This is a genomic window from Desulfoluna sp. CLI2B (assembly GCF_056847375.1).
In genome coordinates this window covers 180,175-199,127 of record NZ_CP186557.1, presented here as the reverse complement: position 1 = coordinate 199,127, position 18,953 = coordinate 180,175, and the positions used below count along the sequence as shown (strand labels likewise).

General features: G+C 61.3%; 14 protein-coding genes. 9 read left to right on the top strand and 5 right to left on the bottom strand.

Features of this window, described 5'->3' with window-relative positions:
* Positions 1–127 precede the first annotated feature (127 nt).
* Positions 128–1,393 carry a pectin acetylesterase-family hydrolase gene (locus ACOYW2_RS00975; protein WP_482769069.1) on the top strand — a complete coding sequence of 422 codons (1,266 nt, stop codon included), beginning with the start codon at positions 128–130 and terminating at the stop codon, positions 1,391–1,393.
* Positions 1,394–1,500: 107 nt separating this feature from the next.
* On the opposite strand, the gene ACOYW2_RS00970 is transcribed toward ACOYW2_RS00975, so the two are convergent.
* From ACOYW2_RS00970 to ACOYW2_RS00960, 3 genes are all read right to left on the bottom strand, one after another.
* A complete protein-coding gene (locus ACOYW2_RS00970) occupies positions 1,501–2,703 on the bottom strand; it encodes a hypothetical protein (RefSeq protein ID WP_482769068.1) in 1,203 nt (400 codons plus the stop codon).
* A 67-nt stretch (positions 2,704–2,770) separates the two neighbouring features.
* Positions 2,771–3,985 carry a TVP38/TMEM64 family protein gene (locus ACOYW2_RS00965; RefSeq protein WP_482770964.1) on the bottom strand — a complete coding sequence of 405 codons (1,215 nt, stop codon included), beginning with the start codon at positions 3,983–3,985 and terminating at the stop codon, positions 2,771–2,773.
* Positions 3,868–4,557, bottom strand: coding sequence for a 4Fe-4S dicluster domain-containing protein (locus ACOYW2_RS00960; protein ID WP_482769067.1), 690 nt, complete (start codon positions 4,555–4,557; stop codon positions 3,868–3,870). The genes ACOYW2_RS00965 and ACOYW2_RS00960 overlap by 118 nt, the downstream gene beginning before the upstream one ends.
* Before the next feature lie 378 nt (positions 4,558–4,935).
* Between ACOYW2_RS00960 and ACOYW2_RS00955 the strand changes: the two genes are divergently transcribed.
* Positions 4,936–5,808 (top strand): PhzF family phenazine biosynthesis protein, encoded by an 873-nt coding sequence (locus ACOYW2_RS00955; protein WP_482769066.1) that lies wholly within the window; start codon positions 4,936–4,938, stop codon positions 5,806–5,808.
* Positions 5,809–5,917: 109 nt separating this feature from the next.
* The gene (locus ACOYW2_RS00950; RefSeq protein WP_482769065.1) at positions 5,918–7,012 is read left to right on the top strand and encodes an NADH:flavin oxidoreductase; all 1,095 of its coding nucleotides are present in this window, start codon (positions 5,918–5,920) and stop codon (positions 7,010–7,012) included.
* A gap of 454 nt (positions 7,013–7,466) precedes the next feature.
* Here ACOYW2_RS00950 and ACOYW2_RS00945 read toward each other — a convergent pair whose 3' ends face one another.
* Together ACOYW2_RS00945 and ACOYW2_RS00940 are read right to left on the bottom strand one after the other, a co-directional pair.
* Complete coding sequence (locus tag ACOYW2_RS00945; RefSeq protein WP_482769064.1) at positions 7,467–10,007, bottom strand: response regulator; 2,541 nt, start codon at positions 10,005–10,007, stop codon at positions 7,467–7,469.
* Positions 10,008–10,501: 494 nt separating this feature from the next.
* Positions 10,502–11,413, bottom strand: coding sequence for a LysR family transcriptional regulator ArgP (locus ACOYW2_RS00940; RefSeq protein WP_482769063.1), 912 nt, complete (start codon positions 11,411–11,413; stop codon positions 10,502–10,504).
* A gap of 238 nt (positions 11,414–11,651) precedes the next feature.
* On the opposite strand from ACOYW2_RS00940, the gene ACOYW2_RS00935 reads away from it, so the two are divergent.
* From ACOYW2_RS00935 to ACOYW2_RS00910, 6 genes are all read left to right on the top strand, one after another.
* Positions 11,652–12,260: a LysE/ArgO family amino acid transporter gene (locus ACOYW2_RS00935; RefSeq protein WP_482769062.1), complete on the top strand. Its 609-nt coding sequence runs from the start codon at positions 11,652–11,654 to the stop codon at positions 12,258–12,260.
* Between the two features lie 185 nt (positions 12,261–12,445).
* The gene (locus ACOYW2_RS00930; RefSeq protein WP_482769061.1) at positions 12,446–13,501 is read left to right on the top strand and encodes a sigma 54-interacting transcriptional regulator; all 1,056 of its coding nucleotides are present in this window, start codon (positions 12,446–12,448) and stop codon (positions 13,499–13,501) included.
* Positions 13,396–13,938, top strand: a complete 543-nt coding sequence (locus ACOYW2_RS00925; protein WP_482769060.1) for an AAA-type ATPase lid domain-containing protein — start codon at positions 13,396–13,398, stop codon at positions 13,936–13,938. The genes ACOYW2_RS00930 and ACOYW2_RS00925 overlap by 106 nt, the downstream gene beginning before the upstream one ends.
* Positions 13,939–14,332: 394 nt before the next feature.
* The gene (locus ACOYW2_RS00920) at positions 14,333–15,841 is read left to right on the top strand and encodes a BCCT family transporter (protein WP_482414829.1); all 1,509 of its coding nucleotides are present in this window, start codon (positions 14,333–14,335) and stop codon (positions 15,839–15,841) included.
* A 105-nt stretch (positions 15,842–15,946) separates the two neighbouring features.
* A complete protein-coding gene (locus ACOYW2_RS00915; protein WP_482769059.1) occupies positions 15,947–17,368 on the top strand; it encodes a trimethylamine methyltransferase family protein in 1,422 nt (473 codons plus the stop codon).
* Positions 17,369–17,391: 23 nt separating this feature from the next.
* A complete protein-coding gene (locus ACOYW2_RS00910) occupies positions 17,392–18,924 on the top strand; it encodes a BCCT family transporter (RefSeq protein WP_482769058.1) in 1,533 nt (510 codons plus the stop codon).
* Positions 18,925–18,953 lie beyond the last annotated feature (29 nt).

Genomic DNA, 18,953 nt, shown 5'->3' with positions numbered 1-18,953 from the left:
CGCGACATGAGAGAAACCGGCTCCCTGTGTCATCCCCGTGCAACAACCGGCGTCGGCCCTTTCAGGGCGATCTTCGGACCCTTCCCGCGTGGGCACCCCACCAACCCAAAATCAGGAGAATGTAGCCATGCGCAGATGGTCCGTTATCCCTTTTTTGGTCATCGTGCTTTTGCTCCCCTTCCTTTTCGGGGGCTGCGACGAGGACATCAAGTACTACCAGTGGAACCTTGTGCAGCTTGAACCCGAGGGAGACGTGGAGTATGTGTGCGGAAACGGGTCCCCTTACAAATTCTTCGTCAACCCGTCTTTGACCAGTGACAATGTGCTTATCTATTTTGAGGCCGGCGGGGCCTGCTGGGACTATCCCAGCTGCTCGGGACAAAGCGGGATCCGGGGTGCGGCCAACCCCAACGGCATCCCCGACGACTACATGGACGGGTTCTCCATCCCCGCCATCATGTCGCCCTTTATCTTTCGCGCCCACCCCTGGGAGCGTGTGGACACCCAGGGCTGGACCATCATCTTTGTTCCCTACTGCACCGGGGACATCTTCATCGGCAACAACACCGCCACCTACGAATCCGAGGATTCCGATGAGAGCCTGGAGTGGCACCACAACGGCTACACCAACACCCAGGGAATTATCAACTGGATGACCAATGGGCCCTTCAAGGACCACTTCGACTCCATTCCCAAGCTCATGGTCAGCGGATGCAGCGCCGGAGGCGCCGGCTCCATCCTCAACTACCACTTCATCCGCAAGGGCCTGGGCGATCGTGTGGGCGAGGCCATCCTCCTCAACGACTCCGGTCCCATCTACTCCACGGCCGAAGACTCTCCCCAGTTCTCGTTGCCCCTGCACACCAAGATCCGCAGTGCCTGGAACGTGGACAGCGTCATCGACATCCTGGGCCAGGACATCCCCGGTGATTTCAACGCCGATGACTACGGCAGCTTAAGCGTTGCCCTGTCTCGTCAGTATCCCGCCGACAAGCTGGCGCATACCCAGTTCACCATGGACGGCAACTACTCGGGCTACTCGTACGAGCGGTTCTACGACTACCCGCCCAAAGAAGAGATCCACGCCATGTGGGCCGCGGACCAGGGCTATCTCATGGCCATGTACGACGACCTCTTTGCTGAAAACGGCAACATCGGCTATTTCGTCCCCTACTACCGCCCCTTCAACGACAGCCACTGCTCCTGCATCCTCTCCTTTGACGACACCGACATCACCGGCACGGGCATGAACGTGGGAGACTACGCCGACCGCCTCATCAACGACGGGGCCGGCATGGCCGCCATGCAGTACTACGAAGAGCCCACCGAAGAAGAGCTCAACAGGCCCTACCCCCTCTGGAACCTCCTTGACCTGCTCATGGGCGCTCTGTAAGGCACGGAAGAGACAGACAACGTAACGATTCACCTCAGGCCCCCGGCAGCCCTGCCGGGGGCCTGCTTTTTCCCTGGGCCCTCTTGTCCCTGTGGTTCCTTCGGCCCTTACCCGTTGGCCTGCTTGGTTTCGATCCGATCCAGGGCCCGCGCTTCCCGCTCCGGAATGGCCTCCAGCCGTTTCTTGAACTGCTCCAGCAAAAATTGATGCTGGGCCAGGTCCCGCTGGCTCATCTCGCCCTTATGTTCCCTTAAAATCCACTCCAGCATGGCGATGCTGTCCCGTGTCAGAAGGGCCTGCTCGTCGTAGTAGCTGTGGACCTCGTCCTCGGAGGCGATGTTGGCGCTGATACGTCCGAAAAGCTCGTTGCGGGACTTTTTCTCCTCCTCCCGCTGCCACCGCTCCTCCTCGGTCTGGGGCGGAATGGCCAGGTTGTCGGGAAGGCTTGCCCGCATGCGGTCCATGTCCGGCATAAAGGGCTCCTGCTTTTCAGACTCCCGGACCACCGGTTTCACTCCGGTTTCACCGCTTTGGGCCTCGGCCGCACTGCCGTGCTGACCGGCCACCGTCTCTTCAAGGGCCGCTGTATCCGTCCCATGCTCCGGGACATCCCCTTTGCCCACGACCATCCGGGCCCCCAAGGTCAAAAGAACACCTGCCACCAAACCCACTGCCACCCAGCCGATACGCGCCATGTTGCCTCCTGTCGTTGTGGTCCGGTCCGTGCCCCTTTGTTTCATGGTCCGCGTACACGCCAAAACCAAAAGGTTGGCAGCCACGGCAGCGCCGATGCCCAGGGCCAGAGTCCAGAAGAAAAACAGCCTGGGCATCAGGTAATAGGAGACATCCAAAGGGGTGTTGAGCCAGAGTTGATTGGAAAAAAGAAGCGGGTGAAACAGGTCCCGCCAGAAGGTGGTAAAAAACGGAAAGATTCCCGAAAGCAATGGGAACAGAACAAGGTTGACCAGGGCACTGCCCCTGAGCAAAGACGGGGTCGCGGCAAAGGCAAGACTGAGAAGGGCTGCCGCCGCGACCACCGCAGCAAGATCCAGCCGGTCCCGGGCTTCTGCCAGGTGACGGCGCTCTTTGGCCGTCCATGCCCCATGGGCAAGGGCCCCGCCATGGGAGAGAAAAGAGGTCAGCTCCCGGACCAGAACCCTGGGCGGCCCGGCTTTCAGGCGCACGCAGCGGCCGTGGATCCCGCAGGCGGCATCGTACCAGAACGGCGTGTAAACAACCGCCGCCAGGGGGACCCAGAAGGTAAGGTAAAACAGAGAGACACCGGTAAGCAAAGCCCGAGCACGCGCCATACCCCTCCTTTCATCCGCTTAACGCACCGGTATCATAGCCCCTTACAACCTGTTTGTCGAGGCCGTATCACGGAGCCTTCTTCCAGAAACGCTTCACGAGAAAAGGAATCGTGCCCACGGCACACAAAAGGAGAAATCCCCCCACAAAGGGCGCGGTAATCCGCCCCTGGAGAAGGTCCAGCAGGGAGCTGGAAAAGAGAATAAAGGCAAGGGTGGCGGGAAACATGCAGACAACGGTGGCCCCCACGTAGTGGGAGAGTCGCACCCGGGTCAGCCCGAATGCGTAGTTAAGGAGAACAAAAGGAAACACAGGCACCAGGCGGGTAAAGGCCACCACCTTCCACCCCTCCTCGGCCACCTTGCGGTCCAGGCGCTCCAGGCCGGTGCCCGCCACCTTCCCGCGCACCCAGTCCCCTGCCAGGTAGCGGGAGACGAGAAAGGCCAGGGTGGCACCGCCCGTGGCCCCCACCATGGTGCAGGCCAGCCCCATGACCGGACCGAACAGAAGACCTGCGGCAAGGGTGAGGGGACTTGCCGGAAGAAGCAGGCAGGGCCCGATGCAGTAGAGGGCCACAAAAATAAGGGGCGCGGCAAGGCCGTAGCCTTCCACCCATTGCCTCACCGCCTCCGGGGCCAAAGAATCCGTGAAGCCTGAGATTTTCAAAGCGGCTGCCATGCCGATGAGGGCCATGAGGATCAACCCCTTGACCCACCATGCACCCTTTGGGCCACCGCCCATGGAGACGTGCCGCTCACGGGTCACTGCAGGCTCCGAGATCTTTTTCACCCGCCTTTTGAGCCCCAGGCGGTGAAGATAGGTCAGAGGGCTCCCGGTGGCTTTGGGAATCGTGTTGCCGTCATTAAAAAACAAATCCAGGAGATGCCGGGCGCCTCCCCGGCCGCCGAGACGCGAGGCGCACCCCGAGCAGTAGGTGAGGACCGCCTCTCCGGCCCGATCCCCTTGAATCCTCTGGCGCCAGGCCTCGGCATGGCCGGGACAGACCGCCCCCACTGCGCCCCCTTCCCCGCAGCAGAGGGTCCGCCTGCCGCTGCGGGCGGACTCCACCAGGGACACCCCGCTTCGCAGGACCAGCTCCCGGGTCGCCCCGTGGATCCCTTCTTCAAACCGCACCGCACAGGGATCGTGCATCCTCAACGCCCCGCTTACAGATGTTGGGACAAGGTCCGCGTCCCCTGCCATGAGCTCATAGACGCTCTGGGTCTCAAGGCCCGTGCCGTACTGATGAAACACCTTGAAGCAGTTGGGGCAAGCCACCACCACGCGGCGCACGCCCCCAATCCGGACGATGCGGCCTCCCCGAAGGCGTTCTCAAAGGCCCCCTGCCGCCCCAGGTCATGGGAGGGCTTGGTGCAGCAATCCAGAACCAGGCCCGCCTGGGGGACCTGTTCCCTGATGTACTGCCAGACGCGAAAGGTCTTGTGGGCCCGTGTTCCCGACAGGCCGCACCCCGGAAAAAAGATCGTATCGCACCCCTCGGGCAGATGGGCCCAGGTAAACCGTTTGGACACCCCCCGGGCCTCGTAGGCAAGGAGGCGGGAATAAGAGGAGAAATCCACCGTGCCGCTCTCCGCAGCTTCCCGCCGCAAGGCAAGAAAAAAGGCCGCGGGATCCGCCCCTTCGGGACAGACCGCCGTGCAGAGCCCGCACAGAGAGCAGAGGAATGCCAGGCGAAGGGCCTCCTCCGGCCGGGTCTCCAAAAGCTCCCGAATCTCCAGGGGGCTTCCGTGCTCTTTCAAAAAAGCGCACCCCACCCGGCACTTGCCGCAGCCGGTGCACCGAGGAAGAATGGATTGGGAAGGGTCGGAAAAGGATCGCAGGCTTCCTGTTTTCACGAGAATGGTCTCTCCTGTCATGGTAAGGGGAATTCAGGGGTAAACGGTAGAATGGTGTGGGCGCCCCCCGGATGTCAAAATGATAATATCAATGACATCAGCGCCAGCCATTGAGAAAAGCAGACGTCTATGGCAAAGCCAGCATTAAAAGCATGCCTCCGGCGGCGAGGTGAGCCACCTCGAAAGCATATTGCCCTTGCGCTTTGTCCCTCGTTCCTCGGGCCAAAGCGCAAGGGCCTTCGACTCGGGCTTCGCCCGGCATAAACCTTGATGATTTCTGCGGGCTGGATCACAAGCTTCGACGCAACAGGAACCGTTGTTGTTACTTGTCCATGTTTCTGCTTTTCCCCGTTGCTCCGGCGTGCTATCAAAATCAGTATGATGCGACTCTTTCTTCAGCAAGCCTATACCGACGCCGGGTGCGGTGGAAACGGTGCAGGGGTGGCGATTTTCGCCGACGACATGGACGAGGCCGCCATGCAGGCCCTGGCCCGCAACGTGGGGCTCTCGGAAACCGCCTTTGTTTCGGATCTCTTGAGCAGTTGCCCTGTAATCCGCTATTTTACCCCGGTGGCTGAGGTGGATCTCTGCGGCCACGCCACTGTGGCGGCCTGGACTGTCATGGCCCACCTGGGCCTTGTGCGGCCGGGACGACATCGTCAAGGGCTCAGGGAAGGAGAGATCAGCGTTACCCTGGATAACTCCGGGGCGGTGTGGATGGATCAAAAACCCCCTGTCTTCAATCCGATACTTGATCCGGCCCGGATGGCCCCCATCCTGGGGCTTGCGCCCGAGGACCTCACCGCAACGGGCCTGCCCATCCAGCCCGTGTCCACAGGCCTCACGGACATCCTTGTCCCCCTGCCCTCACGGGGACTCCTTGAAGCGGTCGCACCGGACCTCGGGGCCATGGCAGCCTTTAACACCGAAACCGACACCGTGGGGTTCCACCTCTTTTGCATGGAGCCCCGGAACCCCGCCCATACCGCATGCTGCCGGAACTTTGCCCCGGCATACGGCATTGATGAGGAGTCGGCCACCGGAAGCGCCAGCGGAGCCCTGGCCGCCTACCTGTGGATGAACGGTCACCAGCAGGAGCGCTACATCTTCGAGCAGGGACACGCCATGGGCAGCCCGTCCCGCATGGATGTCCTCCTTGCCTGTGATGAGAAAAGACCCACCGGGGTCACCGTGGGAGGATACGGCGGCACCCCTGTGGAAAAGACGGTTCCCCCGCCGACATCGGGTTGACCTTCCGTGGCCGGACAAGGGACGCCACATTTTTATTGGCGTGATCACATCCATTTGATATAGCTTCATCAGGACAATTGATATCTGATACACCAGACAGGAGATCGCAATGCACCCCCTTTTCGACCCCATGACCATCAACGGCATGACCCTTGCCAACCGCTTTGTCCGGTCCGCCACCTGGGAAGGGATGGCCGGGCCCGACGGCTGCGTTACCCAACGGCTCATCGACTGCATGGCCACCCTGGCCGACGGCGGTGTGGGCCTCATCATCACGGGCCACGCCTTTGTGGAACTCGAAGGCAAGGCAGGCCCGAAACAATTGGGTATCCACGACGACGCGTTTCTCCCCGGGCTCACCAAGATGGTGGAGGCGGTCCACGCCCGCAACGGGAAAATCGTGGCCCAGCTGGCCCATGCCGGAAGGCGCGCCAACACCGACGAGTCGGGCCGTCCCCCCCGCATCATCTCCGTCACCGGCGCCGAAGAGCCCCCGGTAAAAGAGATGGGCCCCTGCGATTTCAAGCTGGTGGTCACCGCCTTTGCCGAGGCAGCCGTCAGGGCCAAAAAAGCCGGTTTCGACGGGGTGCAGATCCACAGCGCCCACGGCTACCTTCTCAGCCAGTCCCTCTCGCCCCTGGAAAACCGTCGTAGCGACTGGTACGGCGGCCCCGTGGAGCACCGCATGCGCTTACTCCTGGAGGTCACCACCGCCATCCGTGACGCCGTGGGCCCCGACTACCCGGTGCTCATCAAGCTCAACAGCGCCGATCACGTCAAGGGCGGCTTTACCCTGGACGAGGCCTGCGCCGTGGCCGTCCGTCTGGCCCACGAGGGGATCGACGCCATCGAGGTAAGCGGCGGCACTCCGGAAAGCGGGGAACTTGCCCCCATCCGGCCCCGCATCGACGCCCCGGAAAAGGAAGCCTACTTCCGCGATGCAGGCAAAGCCGTCAAGGAGTCGGTGCAGGTCCCCGTGATGCTCGTGGGCGGCATCCGCTCCCTTGAGACCGCCCTTGCCATGCACGACGAAGGCCGGGCCGACCTCATCAGTCTCTCCCGCCCCCTCATCCGGGAGCCCAACCTCATCGCCCGATGGAAACAGGGAGACACCGCCCCCGCCCTGTGCAACTCCTGTTGTCGATGCTTTGTCCCGGCCCGAAGGGGGGACGGCATCCGCTGCATGGCACGGAAAAAAGGATAAAAAGACGCCCCCGGCGGCCCTGCCGGGGGCTAAACGTTTAAAAAGTTTAACAAACAGATCTTAACATTTCGTCTTGAATGGCTTCCGTTATAAACGTTGAATGTGACTTTTCCCGACGGACAAAGCGCATTTGCAACCTGCGTTCAGGGCATTTCATTTAAGTGGTTGCTCCACCCTTGTCACCGGCAATTATTCCGGTAAAACTCAAACGAGTCTGAGAACGCCCGCGTCATGTTTTTAGAAGAATGACATGGGCCTCCCCTGCCTTGACGGTTGCCGGACTTCACCCTTCACGCGAATGCCCTGACAGCGTTCGCATGGCAACGGCCTCCATGCCTTCGCCATAGGGTTTCAAGGTGCCCCCACCTTGCCGCCGGAGGCTGGTTTTGCCATGCACTTTCACAATAAAAGACATCGCTTTTGGCTTTTACTTTGTGCCCGCTGGGCATCGGATTTAACCGGATTTTGACGGTGTCCACGCCTCATCACCCGCGTCCAGCTCCTGCCGCACGGCTGTGAGCAGGGTGTGCATCTCCACGGGTTTCATCAAAAATGTCCGAACGCCGATGGTCTCGGCTGCCTGCCGGGCCCTGCGGTCGTTGTAGCCCGTGCAGAGGATCACCGGTATCCCAGGCGTCATAGCCTTGATCTCCCGTGTCAGGGCCATACCGGTCATGCCCGGCATGGTCATGTCGCTCACCACGATATCGTAGTTGCCCCGACTCGCCCGGTAATGGTCCAGCGCCTTTTTGCTCTCCGTAAACACCGACACCCGGTACCCGGCCCGCCTCAGCATCCGCTTGAGCAAAAAGGCGAGTTCTTCGTCGTCGTCCACCACCAGGACCGTCTCGCGGCCCCTGGGAGGGGCCTCGGCGGAAACGGGTTCCGGAAGCAAGGCCTCCCCTTCCACTTCGAGAAAGCAGAGGGTAAATGTGCTGCCCTTGCCCGGCTCGCTGTCCACGGTGATGGTGCCGCCGCACTCCCGGACGATGCCGTGGACAACGGAGAGCCCCAGGCCCGTGCCCTTGCCCTCCTCCTTGGTGGTAAAATACGGGTCGAAGATCCTGTCTCGGCTGGCCGCGTCCATGCCCACCCCCGAGTCCTTCACCACAAGCCTCAGGCAGGAGCCGGAGGGGTTTCCCGGAAACGGCGATTCATTCTCGTTCATAAATACAGTCTCCAGGGCCACCTCCAGGGTCCCGCCCCCCATGCCTTCCATGGCGTGGTAAGCGTTGGTCCCCAGGTTCATGATGACCTGGTGCACATGGGTGGGGTCCCCGAATATCAGGCGGCCTTCGGCGTGGAGCCTCTCCCGGATGGCGATGGTGCTGGGCAGGGTGGAGCGCAGGAGGGTCAGGGCCTCCTGGACCACGGCCTGGACATGGACCGGTTTGAGTTCGGACTGATGGCGCCTGGAGAGGGTCAGGATCCTTCGCACCAGGTCCCGCGCCCGCTGGGAGGCCTTGAGGATGCCCGTCATGTTCTCCGCCTCCCGACTGTCCGGGGGCAGCGAAAGCTGGGTCATCTCCGCGTACCCGATAATGGGGGAGAGAATATTGTTGAAGTCGTGGGCAATGCCCCCGGCCAGGGTGCCCAGGGCCTCCATCTTCTGGGAGTTCCGGAGTTGGGCACGCAGCAGCTCCTTTTCCTCTTCGGCCTGGAAAAGACGGGAGATATCGATAAAACTGTCCACAATGCCCAGAAGGCGACCGTCCCGGTCCGTGAGCGGGTTGGCGGCCACCATGCAGGGGATGCCCTCCCGACTCGCCGTGGAAAAAAGGCTCTCCCCCCGCACGGGGGTGACTCCTGAAAGCGCCTGGACCAGGGGGCAGGCGTCGGTGCGGCACATGTCGCTGCGAATCACCTCGTAGCAGTGCTTGCCCACGGCAAGGGAGGCATCCTCACCAAAAAGCTCGCTGAAGGTGCTGTTCATGCGAAGCAGGCGAAACCTTCGGTCAATGATCAGCATGGGGATGGAGGCGTTGAAAACCTGGGTCAGCTCCAGGTTGGCCCGGGCCACCCGCTGCCTGGCCCCCTCCAGCTCCGAGGCCTGGGCCCGAAGGGACTCTTCCGCCCTTCGGCTCAGCCGGGTGGCACGGTCCACGGCGTGACGCAGGCTCCGGTTCCAGACAAAAAACCCACCGAGGACCGCAACAACCAGGCACACCACCAGGCCGATGGCATAGGTACGAAAGGAAGGGTCCCTGTAGACGGGGTGGGTTTTCAGGTAGAGCCACTTTTTGAAAATATCCCGTTTCTCTTCCGGCGAAATCAAGGAGAGGCCCCGGTTCATGATATCCACCAGCATGGGCTGCTGACGGGAGATGCCCATGCAGATCTCGTAGCTGTAGTGGGTGTATCCCAGGGTCTGAAGCCGCACCAGGCCGTGCTTCTCTATCAGGTAAGAAGTGGAGGCCACATCGGACACCAGGCCCTCGGCCTCCCGGCGATCCACCTTGAGAAGCCCCTCAAGGGTATAATCCACGGGGTCCACCAGAATCCCCGGATACTTTCTGGACAGGATCTCATGGTCCACGCTCCCTTTCAGCACGCAGACCCGCTTGCCCACCAAGCCCTCCAGGTTGATGCCCCCCGTTGTTTCCGGCCCCGTTACAATGGTGGTGGGCATCTGGAAATAGGTCCGCGTGAACGCCAGGTGCGGCTCCCGGGAAGAAAGCCGGGCTATGGAGGGGATCACGTCCACCTCGCCCCGGTACCCGGCCCGGAGAATCTCGGCCCAGGTGGCGTAGCGCACCCGGGTAAACTCAAAGCCCAGTTTTTCTTCGATAAGGGAGATGTACTCAGGGGCGATGCCCTGCACCTGCCCCTCATCGCCAATAAAGGAGGCCGGGGGCCAGTTGGGTTCAAAGGCCAGGGTGAGTTGGCCCTTGCGGGCTTCGAGCCACTGGCGCTGCTCCGGGGTCAGGGGATCCGGAACCGGAGGAGCGGCTAAGGAGACCGAAAGATAAACCACCAGGCAAAACAGCACCGCCACAGGGCACAGGCAACAAAAGGCGCATGGGCGTAAACGTCCGGTTCGCCCCCCCGTCTGTCTGCGCATCGTTGATGATGAGAAATTGATCATTCACATGTCCCCTGCGTGTTTCGTAAAAGCACCGCACACCCCACACGGAATGAACGGGGCTCACGCACCGAGCTGCGGCGCAATCCCAAGCCCAAAACAGCCGGTCAATCTCAATGTATTTCAGGCTGATACAAAACACCGAGAGGCGGCCCACATGACGCAGCCGTGTGAATTGTTTCCCCCGAACCCTGACGTCCCCATCAAGCCTTTCCTTAATGTACTTTTCGTCACAGTTGACAAAACCTTTATTCCCAGTTGACGAAAAGACGCACTCCTTGTCCGTGCCCACCCGCGGCATCGGCACCGACCAGCCCCCTGTAATGCACCGAATGGCGGGGCATCACGCCCATCAATCCCACACCGTGAAGGCGACGTGTCTCTCATTTCGCCTCGTCGCCCTGCCGTCACGGCGATTCGCCGGGCGTGTCCTGAAGGAGGGTGCAACGGGCCCCCTCCACCAGTCCATGGGAGAACCGCTCCAAAAGCGCCGACTTCACATTCCAGACATGCCAGTACAGCGGAACCTTTATCTCCCTGCCCGGGGCCACATCCGTGAGCGCACCGGCGGCAAGCAGGGGCGAGGCCTGCTGCATGGGCACCATGCCGTACCCCATGCCCTGGACAATGGTGGTCACCACACTTGCAGACGAGGGGACGTAATGACGGGGAAAGGACGTGGGAGGATCTGACAACCAGGCCTTGAGAAACCGTCCATGGAGTTCATCCTTGCGATTAAAGAGCACCGCCGGGGCCCGAGCCGCAGCCCCCGAACCGAACCCGTCGCCAAACCAGCGCCCGGCAAAGGAAGGGGACGCCACCATGCGGTAAACCATGGCCCCCAGGTAGGCCATGCGGCACCCCTGGACCGGCTCCGCACTGGAGGTGATGCAGCCCACGGTCTCCCCGCTCTTTAGAAACCGCAGGGTCTCGTCCTGATCATCCACGCAGAAATCAAGGAGGACTCGCTCTTTCTCCAGAAACGCGGCAAGCCCGGGCAGGAGCCAGGTTTCCAGGCTGTCTGCGTTGACCCCCACGGTGAGGGTGTGAAAGCCTTCATCTGCCCCCGGGGCCAGGGTCTCGCCCAGGTCTGCCTCCAGATGGGACACCTTAAAGTAATGTGCCAGGAAGAGCTCACCGGCCCGGGTGGGAGACGGTGGGGCTGTCCGGCTCAACAACACCTGACCGGCCTGCTCTTCCAGGAGCTTGACCCGTTGTGAGACAGCAGACTGCGAGATGTTGAGAACCCTGGACGCCCTTTCAAAGCCCCCCTCCAGGACCACACGTGCCATGGCCTCTATCAGCTTGTAATCGTACATGGCGTGCTCCGAAAAGTTCTTAAAAAGCCGCTCTCAATAGGGCAGGCGAGGCCCCGTCACATTATTCATTTTTCTTATGATGTATATATATAATTAATTTTACTTTTACAATCGGATCCCCCTACAAAGGGGGCGTCATCATCGCAGGGGCAGGCTGACGCCCCCCGGCTTTCCACAGGAACGACCCCGGCAGCCTCAGGCGGCACCGGCATTGACATCACAAGGGACACACGACATCATGATTTCGCCATTTCTCAAAGGGTTCGGCACCAGCGCGGGCCTGATCATCGCCATCGGCGCCCAGAACGCCTTTGTCCTCAGCCAGGGGGTGAAGCGCAACCATCACCTGGTGATCCCCCTTATATGCAGCTTTTTCGACGCCCTGTTGATCACTGTGGGCATCCTCGGGGTGGGCACGGCCGTGGCCGCCCATCCCCTGCTCACCCGGACGGCAGCCTGGGGAGGTGCCGCCTTTCTCTTCTGGTACGGAGCCTGCGCCTTCCGGTCGGCACACCGGGGAGGCAGCCTGGAGGCGGAAGAGGCAGGACGCACCCCCCTTAAAACCGCGGTGCTGGCCACCCTGGCCGTCACCCTGCTGAACCCCCACGTTTACCTGGACACCCTGATCCTCATGGGGGGCATCAGCGGCCAGTTTCCTTTGGAGCAGCGCCCCTGGTTCGGGTTCGGTGCGGCCACGGCCTCCTTTGCCTGGTTCTTTCTCCTCAGCCTGGGGGGCAACCTGCTGGCCCCGGTCTTTCGAAGGCAAAGGGCCTGGCGCATTCTCGACACCCTGGTGGGCCTCGTCATGTGGGGCATCGCGTTTTCCCTTCTTATAAACATGGCCTAACACACCGGCAAGATTGACATCCACGAAGAGATCGTTCAAGGTACACCTATCAGGCACCGTTCACCCTCAAGGCATTGTCGCCCTCACCGGGGATGACAAGACCGGTCGACTGCCCTCGGCCGGCGCCCTGAGGCTGTGCCCCAGGCAACACCGTATCAACCCCAGTCATACGTGGAGTCTGTTCAATGGGTCAACACAGGAAGTCACGGTCCGAGTCGCTGTTCGATGTCACCCGCATCAACTTCTTGAGCGTGCTGGACCAGCTTGACGAAGGCATTATCATCACCGATCACCAGGGGATCATCGTCTACTACAACGACACCCAGGCCCAGATCGACGGGGCCGATCCCGAGGAGATCATCGGCAAGCATGTCACCGAGGTCTACGAGCTCTCCGACGAGACCAGCATGATTGCCAAATGCATGGACAAAAAACGCGCCATCCGAAACCGCACTTTTTTTTACCGCACCCGGAAAGGCAAGGTGGCCCACACCATCCATTCCATTTTTCCCCTCCTTGATGGCTCCCGCGTCACCGGTGCCATCTGCTTTGTCAAAGACTACAACATCCTCCAGAAGAGCACCCCCATGATCGCCGTCCCCAGTTTCAACAAAAACAAGGGAAACGGCACCCGCTACACCTTCGGGGACATCATCGGAGACAGCTACGACCTTCAGCGGGCCATGGTCACGGCCCGGGAGGCGGCCTCCTCGTCGTCGCCCATCATGCTCATCGGCGAGACCGGCACGGGCAAAGAGCTCTTTGCCCAGTCCATCCACAATCACAGCGCCCGGAAAAACAAGGCCTACACCGCCCTTAACTGCGCGGCCATCCCGGAAAACCTCCTGGAAGGAGTGCTCTTCGGCACCGTCAAAGGAGCCTTCACCGGTGCCCTGGACAAACCGGGCCTCCTGGAGATGGGCAACGGGGGCACCCTTTTCCTGGACGAGCTCCTAGCCATGCCCACCACCCTCCAGGCCAAGCTCTTACGGGTCCTGCAGGAGAAAAAATTCCGGCGCATCGGCTCCCACAAAGAGGTGGAGGTGGAGCTCAAGGTGATCAGCGCCATGAACGGCTCCCCACGGGAGGCCGTGAAAAACGGCCAGCTGAGAACCGACCTCTTCTATCGCCTGGTGTGGTCATCGTCCAGATCCCCCCCCTTCGAAACCGGCTCGATGATCTGGAGAACCTCATCAGCCATTTCATCCTCACCCTCAACCACACCTTCGGGACCCACGTAAAAGGGGTCTCTCCCAGGGTCCTCGACCTGTTTAAAGGGTACCGCTGGCCCGGCAACGTCCGGGAGCTGGAGCACCTCATCGAGGGGGCCATGAACAGCGCGGGCCAGAACAAGATCATCGGCCTCCGGCATTTTACCTCCGCCTTTGAGACCCTCAACGTCATGGGCGACAACCTTGAAGACACGGCCTGGGAATCCTCGGATACGGGTCCTTTTCACCAGCTCATGCCGGCCGCAGCCCCCCTATCCTCCACAAACAACCTGTCGGAATCCCAGAAGGCCACCGAGCGGCAGACCATCGCCCATGCCCTGACCCACTCCTTCGGCAACGTCTCCAGGGCCTCGAAGATCCTGGGCATCTCCCGGCAGCTCCTCCATTACAAAATGAAGAAACACAAGCTCAACCGAAAGACCTTCGCCGATCCGCCCGCCGGGTAAGGGGCGAGGTGCATCCGCAGCAAATCAAGTCAACACACAGAACTCAAAGGCAAAACAGCCATCCAACAAGTAATAATCATGTCGCCTTTCCCCCCGGACCTGTCCGTCCGGGGCAGGGTGAAAAATATTTTGCTAAATTAGAAAAGGTTTTTGACAAAACCGAAAAACCGAAAAAATCCTTTCACCCTGCCCGCCCCCCTTGACACAAAACAGCGTTCAGCACCATCCACCGCAATCACGCACGTTCTCACGTTTTAACCCACCGATGTTACCGCAAAGACAACCCCTTGGCATACCCCTTGCTCTTTATTGCGGTCATGAGGTTTCCAGTCCGTACCGGGCCGTCCGGCCTCCGCGTACGCATGCAACATCATGGCTAATAAAGGGGTTACACATGTCTCAGACCGATCATCAAAACGCAAGGCCCTTCGATCCGATCATCTTCTGGGTTTCGGCATCCGTCACCGTGCTGTTTATCCTGTGGTCGATCCTCTTTCCGGAGAACATGAACACAACCATCAACGCCGTCTTCGGATGGACCACCCAGAAGTGGGGGTGGCTCTATCTCCTGACGGCGTTTCTGCTGGTGGCCGGCTGCCTCGTCCTCATGGGGGGGACTTACGGCCGCCTGAAACTCGGACTCCCCGGGGACAAGCCCGAGTTCTCCAACTTCTCCTGGTTCGCCATGCTCTTCGGCTCGGCCATTGCCGCAGGCATCGTCTTCTGGGGACCGGCGGAACCGGCCTACCACTTCATGAGCCCGCCCCCTTACTTCGGCGGTGAAGCCCTCACCCCGGAGACCGGCGCCAACGCCATGACCTACTCCTTTTTCCACTGGGGCCTCTCAGCCTGGGCCATCTACGCCATCCTCACCATCGCCCTGGCCCACGCCTGCTACACCAAGAACCTCCCTCTGAATTTTTCCAGCGCCTTCTACTACGCCATCGGCGACCGTATTTACGGCATCTGGGGAAAAATCATCGACATCTTTGCCGTCTTCGCCACCTTAGGGGGCCTGGCCACCACCACGGGCCTGGTGGCCCTTCAGCTCTCCAGCGGCCTGAAGTACCAGTACGGCCTGGAGCTGGGCACAAACGCCATCTACATCATCATCGCCGTGCTCACCGTCATCTTCACCGTGGCCGTCTACACCGGGGTGGAGAAAGGGATCAAGATCGTCGGCGACGTCAACATGTGGGTCTTCATCGGGGTCTGGTTCTTTATCCTCGTCTTCGGGCCCACCATCTTTCTCATCAACCTCACCACCAACGCCCTGGGCCAGTACCTCGTTCACTTCCTGCCCATGAGCCTCTACACGGCACCGGGCATCGAAGGCAACTGGATCGGCGGCTGGACCGTCTTCTACTGGGCGTGGTGGATGAGCTGGGCGCCCTTTGTCTCGGTTTTCATCGCCCGCATCTCCAAGGGCCGCTCCATCCGGGAGACCATCGCCGCCGTCCTGATCCTCCCCACCCTGGGGAACTTCCTCTGGTACGGCGTGGTGGGCGGCTCGGGCATCAGCTTTGACGTGACCCCCATCCTCAAGGAGCACGGGGTGGAGAGCGCCATCTTCGCCATTGCCCAGCACCTGCCCTTAACCGGCATCCTGGCCATCTTCCTCATCTTTCTCATCACCACCTTTTTTGTCACCAGCGCCAACTCCGCGGCCCTCTCCCTGGCCTGCTTTGTCTCCGGCAAAGAGAACCCGGGACGCAACCTGCGGGCCTTCTGGGGCATCGCCCTGGGCGCCGTGGCCGCGGTCCTTGCCGGTACCGGCAAGCTCAAGGCCATCCAGACCGCCTCCATCGCCACGGCCTTTCCCATGATCTTTCTTCTGCTTATCTGCCTCTGGGGCACCTTCCGGGGGCTGAACAAACACATCAAGGAGACACCCGACGAATAGACCGCACGCGGGGCATGGACGCCGCCCCGCAAAATCGGGGCACCGGCTCCGCCGGTGCCTGTTTTTCACCATGTCCCGGACATGTTCCAACGAAGGAGACCATCGATGTACGACAGAATGCAGGAACTAACCCAAGAGGAGTTTACCCGGATCCATGACAGCGCCATGGATCTTCTCAAGAACACGGGGATTGTCTTCAACGATGAGGAAGCCATCGAAATCTTCCGGAAAAACGGCGTAAAAACCGAGGGCAAGACGGTGTTCCTCACCGAGTCGCAGGTGCGAAGCGCCGTGGAAAAAGCCCCGGCAAGCTTCACCGTCGCCGGACGGAACCCTGCGAAAAACGTGGCCATCGGAAAGGACGACTTCGTCTTTGTCCCCGGCTACGGCGCCCCGTACATCATCGATGCCGACGGGGTGCAGCGGGAAGCGGTCATGGAAGACTACGACACCTTCTGCAAGCTCATCCACACCTCCAAGTACATCGACATGAACGGGTGGATGATGGTGGAGCCCTCGAACATGCCGCCGGAGACCGTCCACATGGACATGATGCTCTCCAACTTCCTCCTCTGCGACAAGCCCTGCATGGGCTCCCCGGTCTCGCGCCAGGGCGCCATGGACGGCATCGAGATGGCCTCCATCGTCTTCGGCGGCAAGGACAAGATCATGGACACCCCGGTGTCGGTCTCCCTCATCAACTCCCTGTCCCCCCTGCAGTTCTCCGATGAGATGGTGGGCTCCCTCATCGAGCTGGCCCGCCACGGCCAGGCCTGCGTGGTGGCCTCCCTCATCATGGCCGGAGCCTCGGGCCCCGTGACCTTAGGGGGCGTCGCTGCCCTCCAGAACGCCGAAATCCTGGCCGGCATCACCCTGGCCCAAATGGTGCGGGAAGGGGCCCCGGTGATCTACGGGTCCACCTCCTCTGCCATGGACATGAAGACAGGGGCCCTGTCCATCGGCGCCCCGGCCCTGTCCAAGAACATCAACGTCACCGCCCAGATGGCCCGGTTCTACGACCTGCCCAGCCGAAGCGGCGGGGGCCTCACCGATGCCCTCTACCCCGACGGACAGGCTGGCCTGGAATCGGCCCTGGCCCTGTCCACCGCAGCCCGCTCCGGCATCAACTTCATCCTCCACTCCGCAGGCATCCTGGGCTCCTACATCGCCATGAGCTTTGAAAAATTCCTCATGGACGAAGAGCTTGCCGGTATGATCCGCCAGATGCTCAAGCCCATCGGCTTTGACGAAGAAAGCATCGACGTGGAGATGATCAAGCAGACCGGTATCGGCGGGCAGTACCTCACCAACCCCAAGACCTTTAAACTCTGCCGCACCGAGTTCTTCCTGCCCGATCTCATGACCCGCACCAACTACGACGCCTGGAGCGCCGGAGGCAAAAAGCGCATCCACGAGGTGGCCGGCGACAAGATGAGCCAGCGCCTGGCCAAGTACGAGAAACCCGACATCGACCCGACCGTGGAAAAGGAGCTCACCGAGTACGTGAACCGTCGCAAGAACGCTTAACCAAAGAGTTGAAAGGACACACCATGGAATCCGGAGGAATCACCCGCCGCATCGGACGTCACCTAGACACTGCAGTCTTTACAGGATCAGCCGTCCTGGTGGTTCCCTTTGTCCTGCTCGGGGCCGCAGCCCCCGCCCTGCTGAAAAGCATGAGCGGGGCGGCCCTGGGCTACCTCACACAAAGCTGGAGCTGGCTCTACCTCTCCAGCGTCAACCTCTTCGTCGTCGCGGCCCTGGCCCTGGCACTCTCTCCTTACGGCAGGATACGCCTGGGCCGCGACGACGAAAAACCGGAGTACAGTTGGATCAGCTGGTTTGCCATGCTCTTCTCCGCGGGCATGGGCATCGGCCTGGTCTTCTGGTCCATTGCCGAGCCCCTTTACCACTACGCCTCCCCCCCGAAAGGGACGGGGGCAACAGCGGAGTCGGCCCGCCTGGCCTTCCAGATCTTCTGCCACCACTGGGGCATCCATGCCTGGGGAACTTACGTGGCCGTGGGGCTGCCCCTGGCCTACTTCCAGTTCCGCAAGGGCCTGCCCGGAACCGTCTCCCACTGCCTCTTTCCCCGGGCAGCCGGGAACGGCGGGGCCTCGCGGGGCACGGGCAAACTGGTGGACATGCTGGCGGTCTGGGCCACGGTCATGGGGGTGGTGACCTCCCTGGGGCTCGGGGCCCTGCAGATCACCAGCGGGCTTCACCTCTCCTGGGGACTTCCCGGAGGCACGGGCACCACGGCGGCAGTCATCGGGGTCATCACGGCCCTGTACATCGCCTCGCGCCAGCGGGTCAAGCGCGGCATCAACGTCCTCCTGCTCAACGTGGCCTTCATGGTCCTGCTGCTGCTCTTTTTCATGGTCAAGGGACCCTTCGGGTTCATCATCAAAACCCTGGGGATCGCCCTGGCCGACTACACAACAGGTATCCTCCCGCTCTCCACGACCTTCAGCCTCTTCGGTAACCGTGCCTGGACCGAAAGCTGGACCGTCTTTTACTGGGCGTGGTGGATCGCCTGGGCCCCCTTTGTGGGGGCCTTCATCGCCACCATCTCCCGGGGCCGGACCATCCGTGAGTTCGTCCTGGGGGTCATGTTTCTGCCGGCTCTCTTCTCCATCCTCTTTTCCACGGCCCTGGGCGGCACCGCCGTCTGGCTGGAACTGGAGCAGGGAGCGGGCCTGATGAACGCGGTGAGCCAGAGCCTGGAGGCTGCGCTGTTTGAAACCCTGGCGCACATGCCCCTCTACGGGGTGCTGGCCCTTTTGGCCAACCTGCTCATCGCCTCGTTTTTTATCACCTCGGCCGATTCCGCCACCCTCGTGATCAGCCGGTTTTCCACCGGCGGCCATGCAGGGGGGCCGGAATCCCCCGAAGGACGGCTCCTCATCATCTTCTGGGGCCTGCTGCTGGGCGGCCTTGCCATGGTCCTTATCTGGTCCGGCGGGCTCAAGGCCCTGCAGACGGCTTCCATCATCGGAGCCTTTCCCTTTGTCTTCGTCATGCTCTGCCTTCTCGTCTCCCTCACCCGGGAACTGGTCCGGGAGGGGAAGCCCAAGGCCTGAGCAGATGGATAACAGGATCACCAACAACC

What these genes read in the sequence shown, in the direction of transcription:
- ACOYW2_RS00970 (WP_482769068.1), bottom strand. Translation starts at nt 2,703, where the DNA reads ATGGCGCGTGCTCGGGCTTTGCTTACCGGTGTCTCTCTGTTTTACCTT.
- ACOYW2_RS00915 (WP_482769059.1), top strand. Translation starts at nt 15,947, where the DNA reads ATGTACGACAGAATGCAGGAACTAACCCAAGAGGAGTTTACCCGGATC.
- ACOYW2_RS00950 (WP_482769065.1), top strand. Translation starts at nt 5,918, where the DNA reads ATGCACCCCCTTTTCGACCCCATGACCATCAACGGCATGACCCTTGCC.
- ACOYW2_RS00975 (WP_482769069.1), top strand. Translation starts at nt 128, where the DNA reads ATGCGCAGATGGTCCGTTATCCCTTTTTTGGTCATCGTGCTTTTGCTC.
- ACOYW2_RS00935 (WP_482769062.1), top strand. Translation starts at nt 11,652, where the DNA reads ATGATTTCGCCATTTCTCAAAGGGTTCGGCACCAGCGCGGGCCTGATC.
- ACOYW2_RS00910 (WP_482769058.1), top strand. Translation starts at nt 17,392, where the DNA reads ATGGAATCCGGAGGAATCACCCGCCGCATCGGACGTCACCTAGACACT.
- ACOYW2_RS00940 (WP_482769063.1), bottom strand. Translation starts at nt 11,413, where the DNA reads ATGTACGATTACAAGCTGATAGAGGCCATGGCACGTGTGGTCCTGGAG.
- ACOYW2_RS00920 (WP_482414829.1), top strand. Translation starts at nt 14,333, where the DNA reads ATGTCTCAGACCGATCATCAAAACGCAAGGCCCTTCGATCCGATCATC.
- ACOYW2_RS00930 (WP_482769061.1), top strand. Translation starts at nt 12,446, where the DNA reads ATGGGTCAACACAGGAAGTCACGGTCCGAGTCGCTGTTCGATGTCACC.
- ACOYW2_RS00955 (WP_482769066.1), top strand. Translation starts at nt 4,936, where the DNA reads ATGATGCGACTCTTTCTTCAGCAAGCCTATACCGACGCCGGGTGCGGT.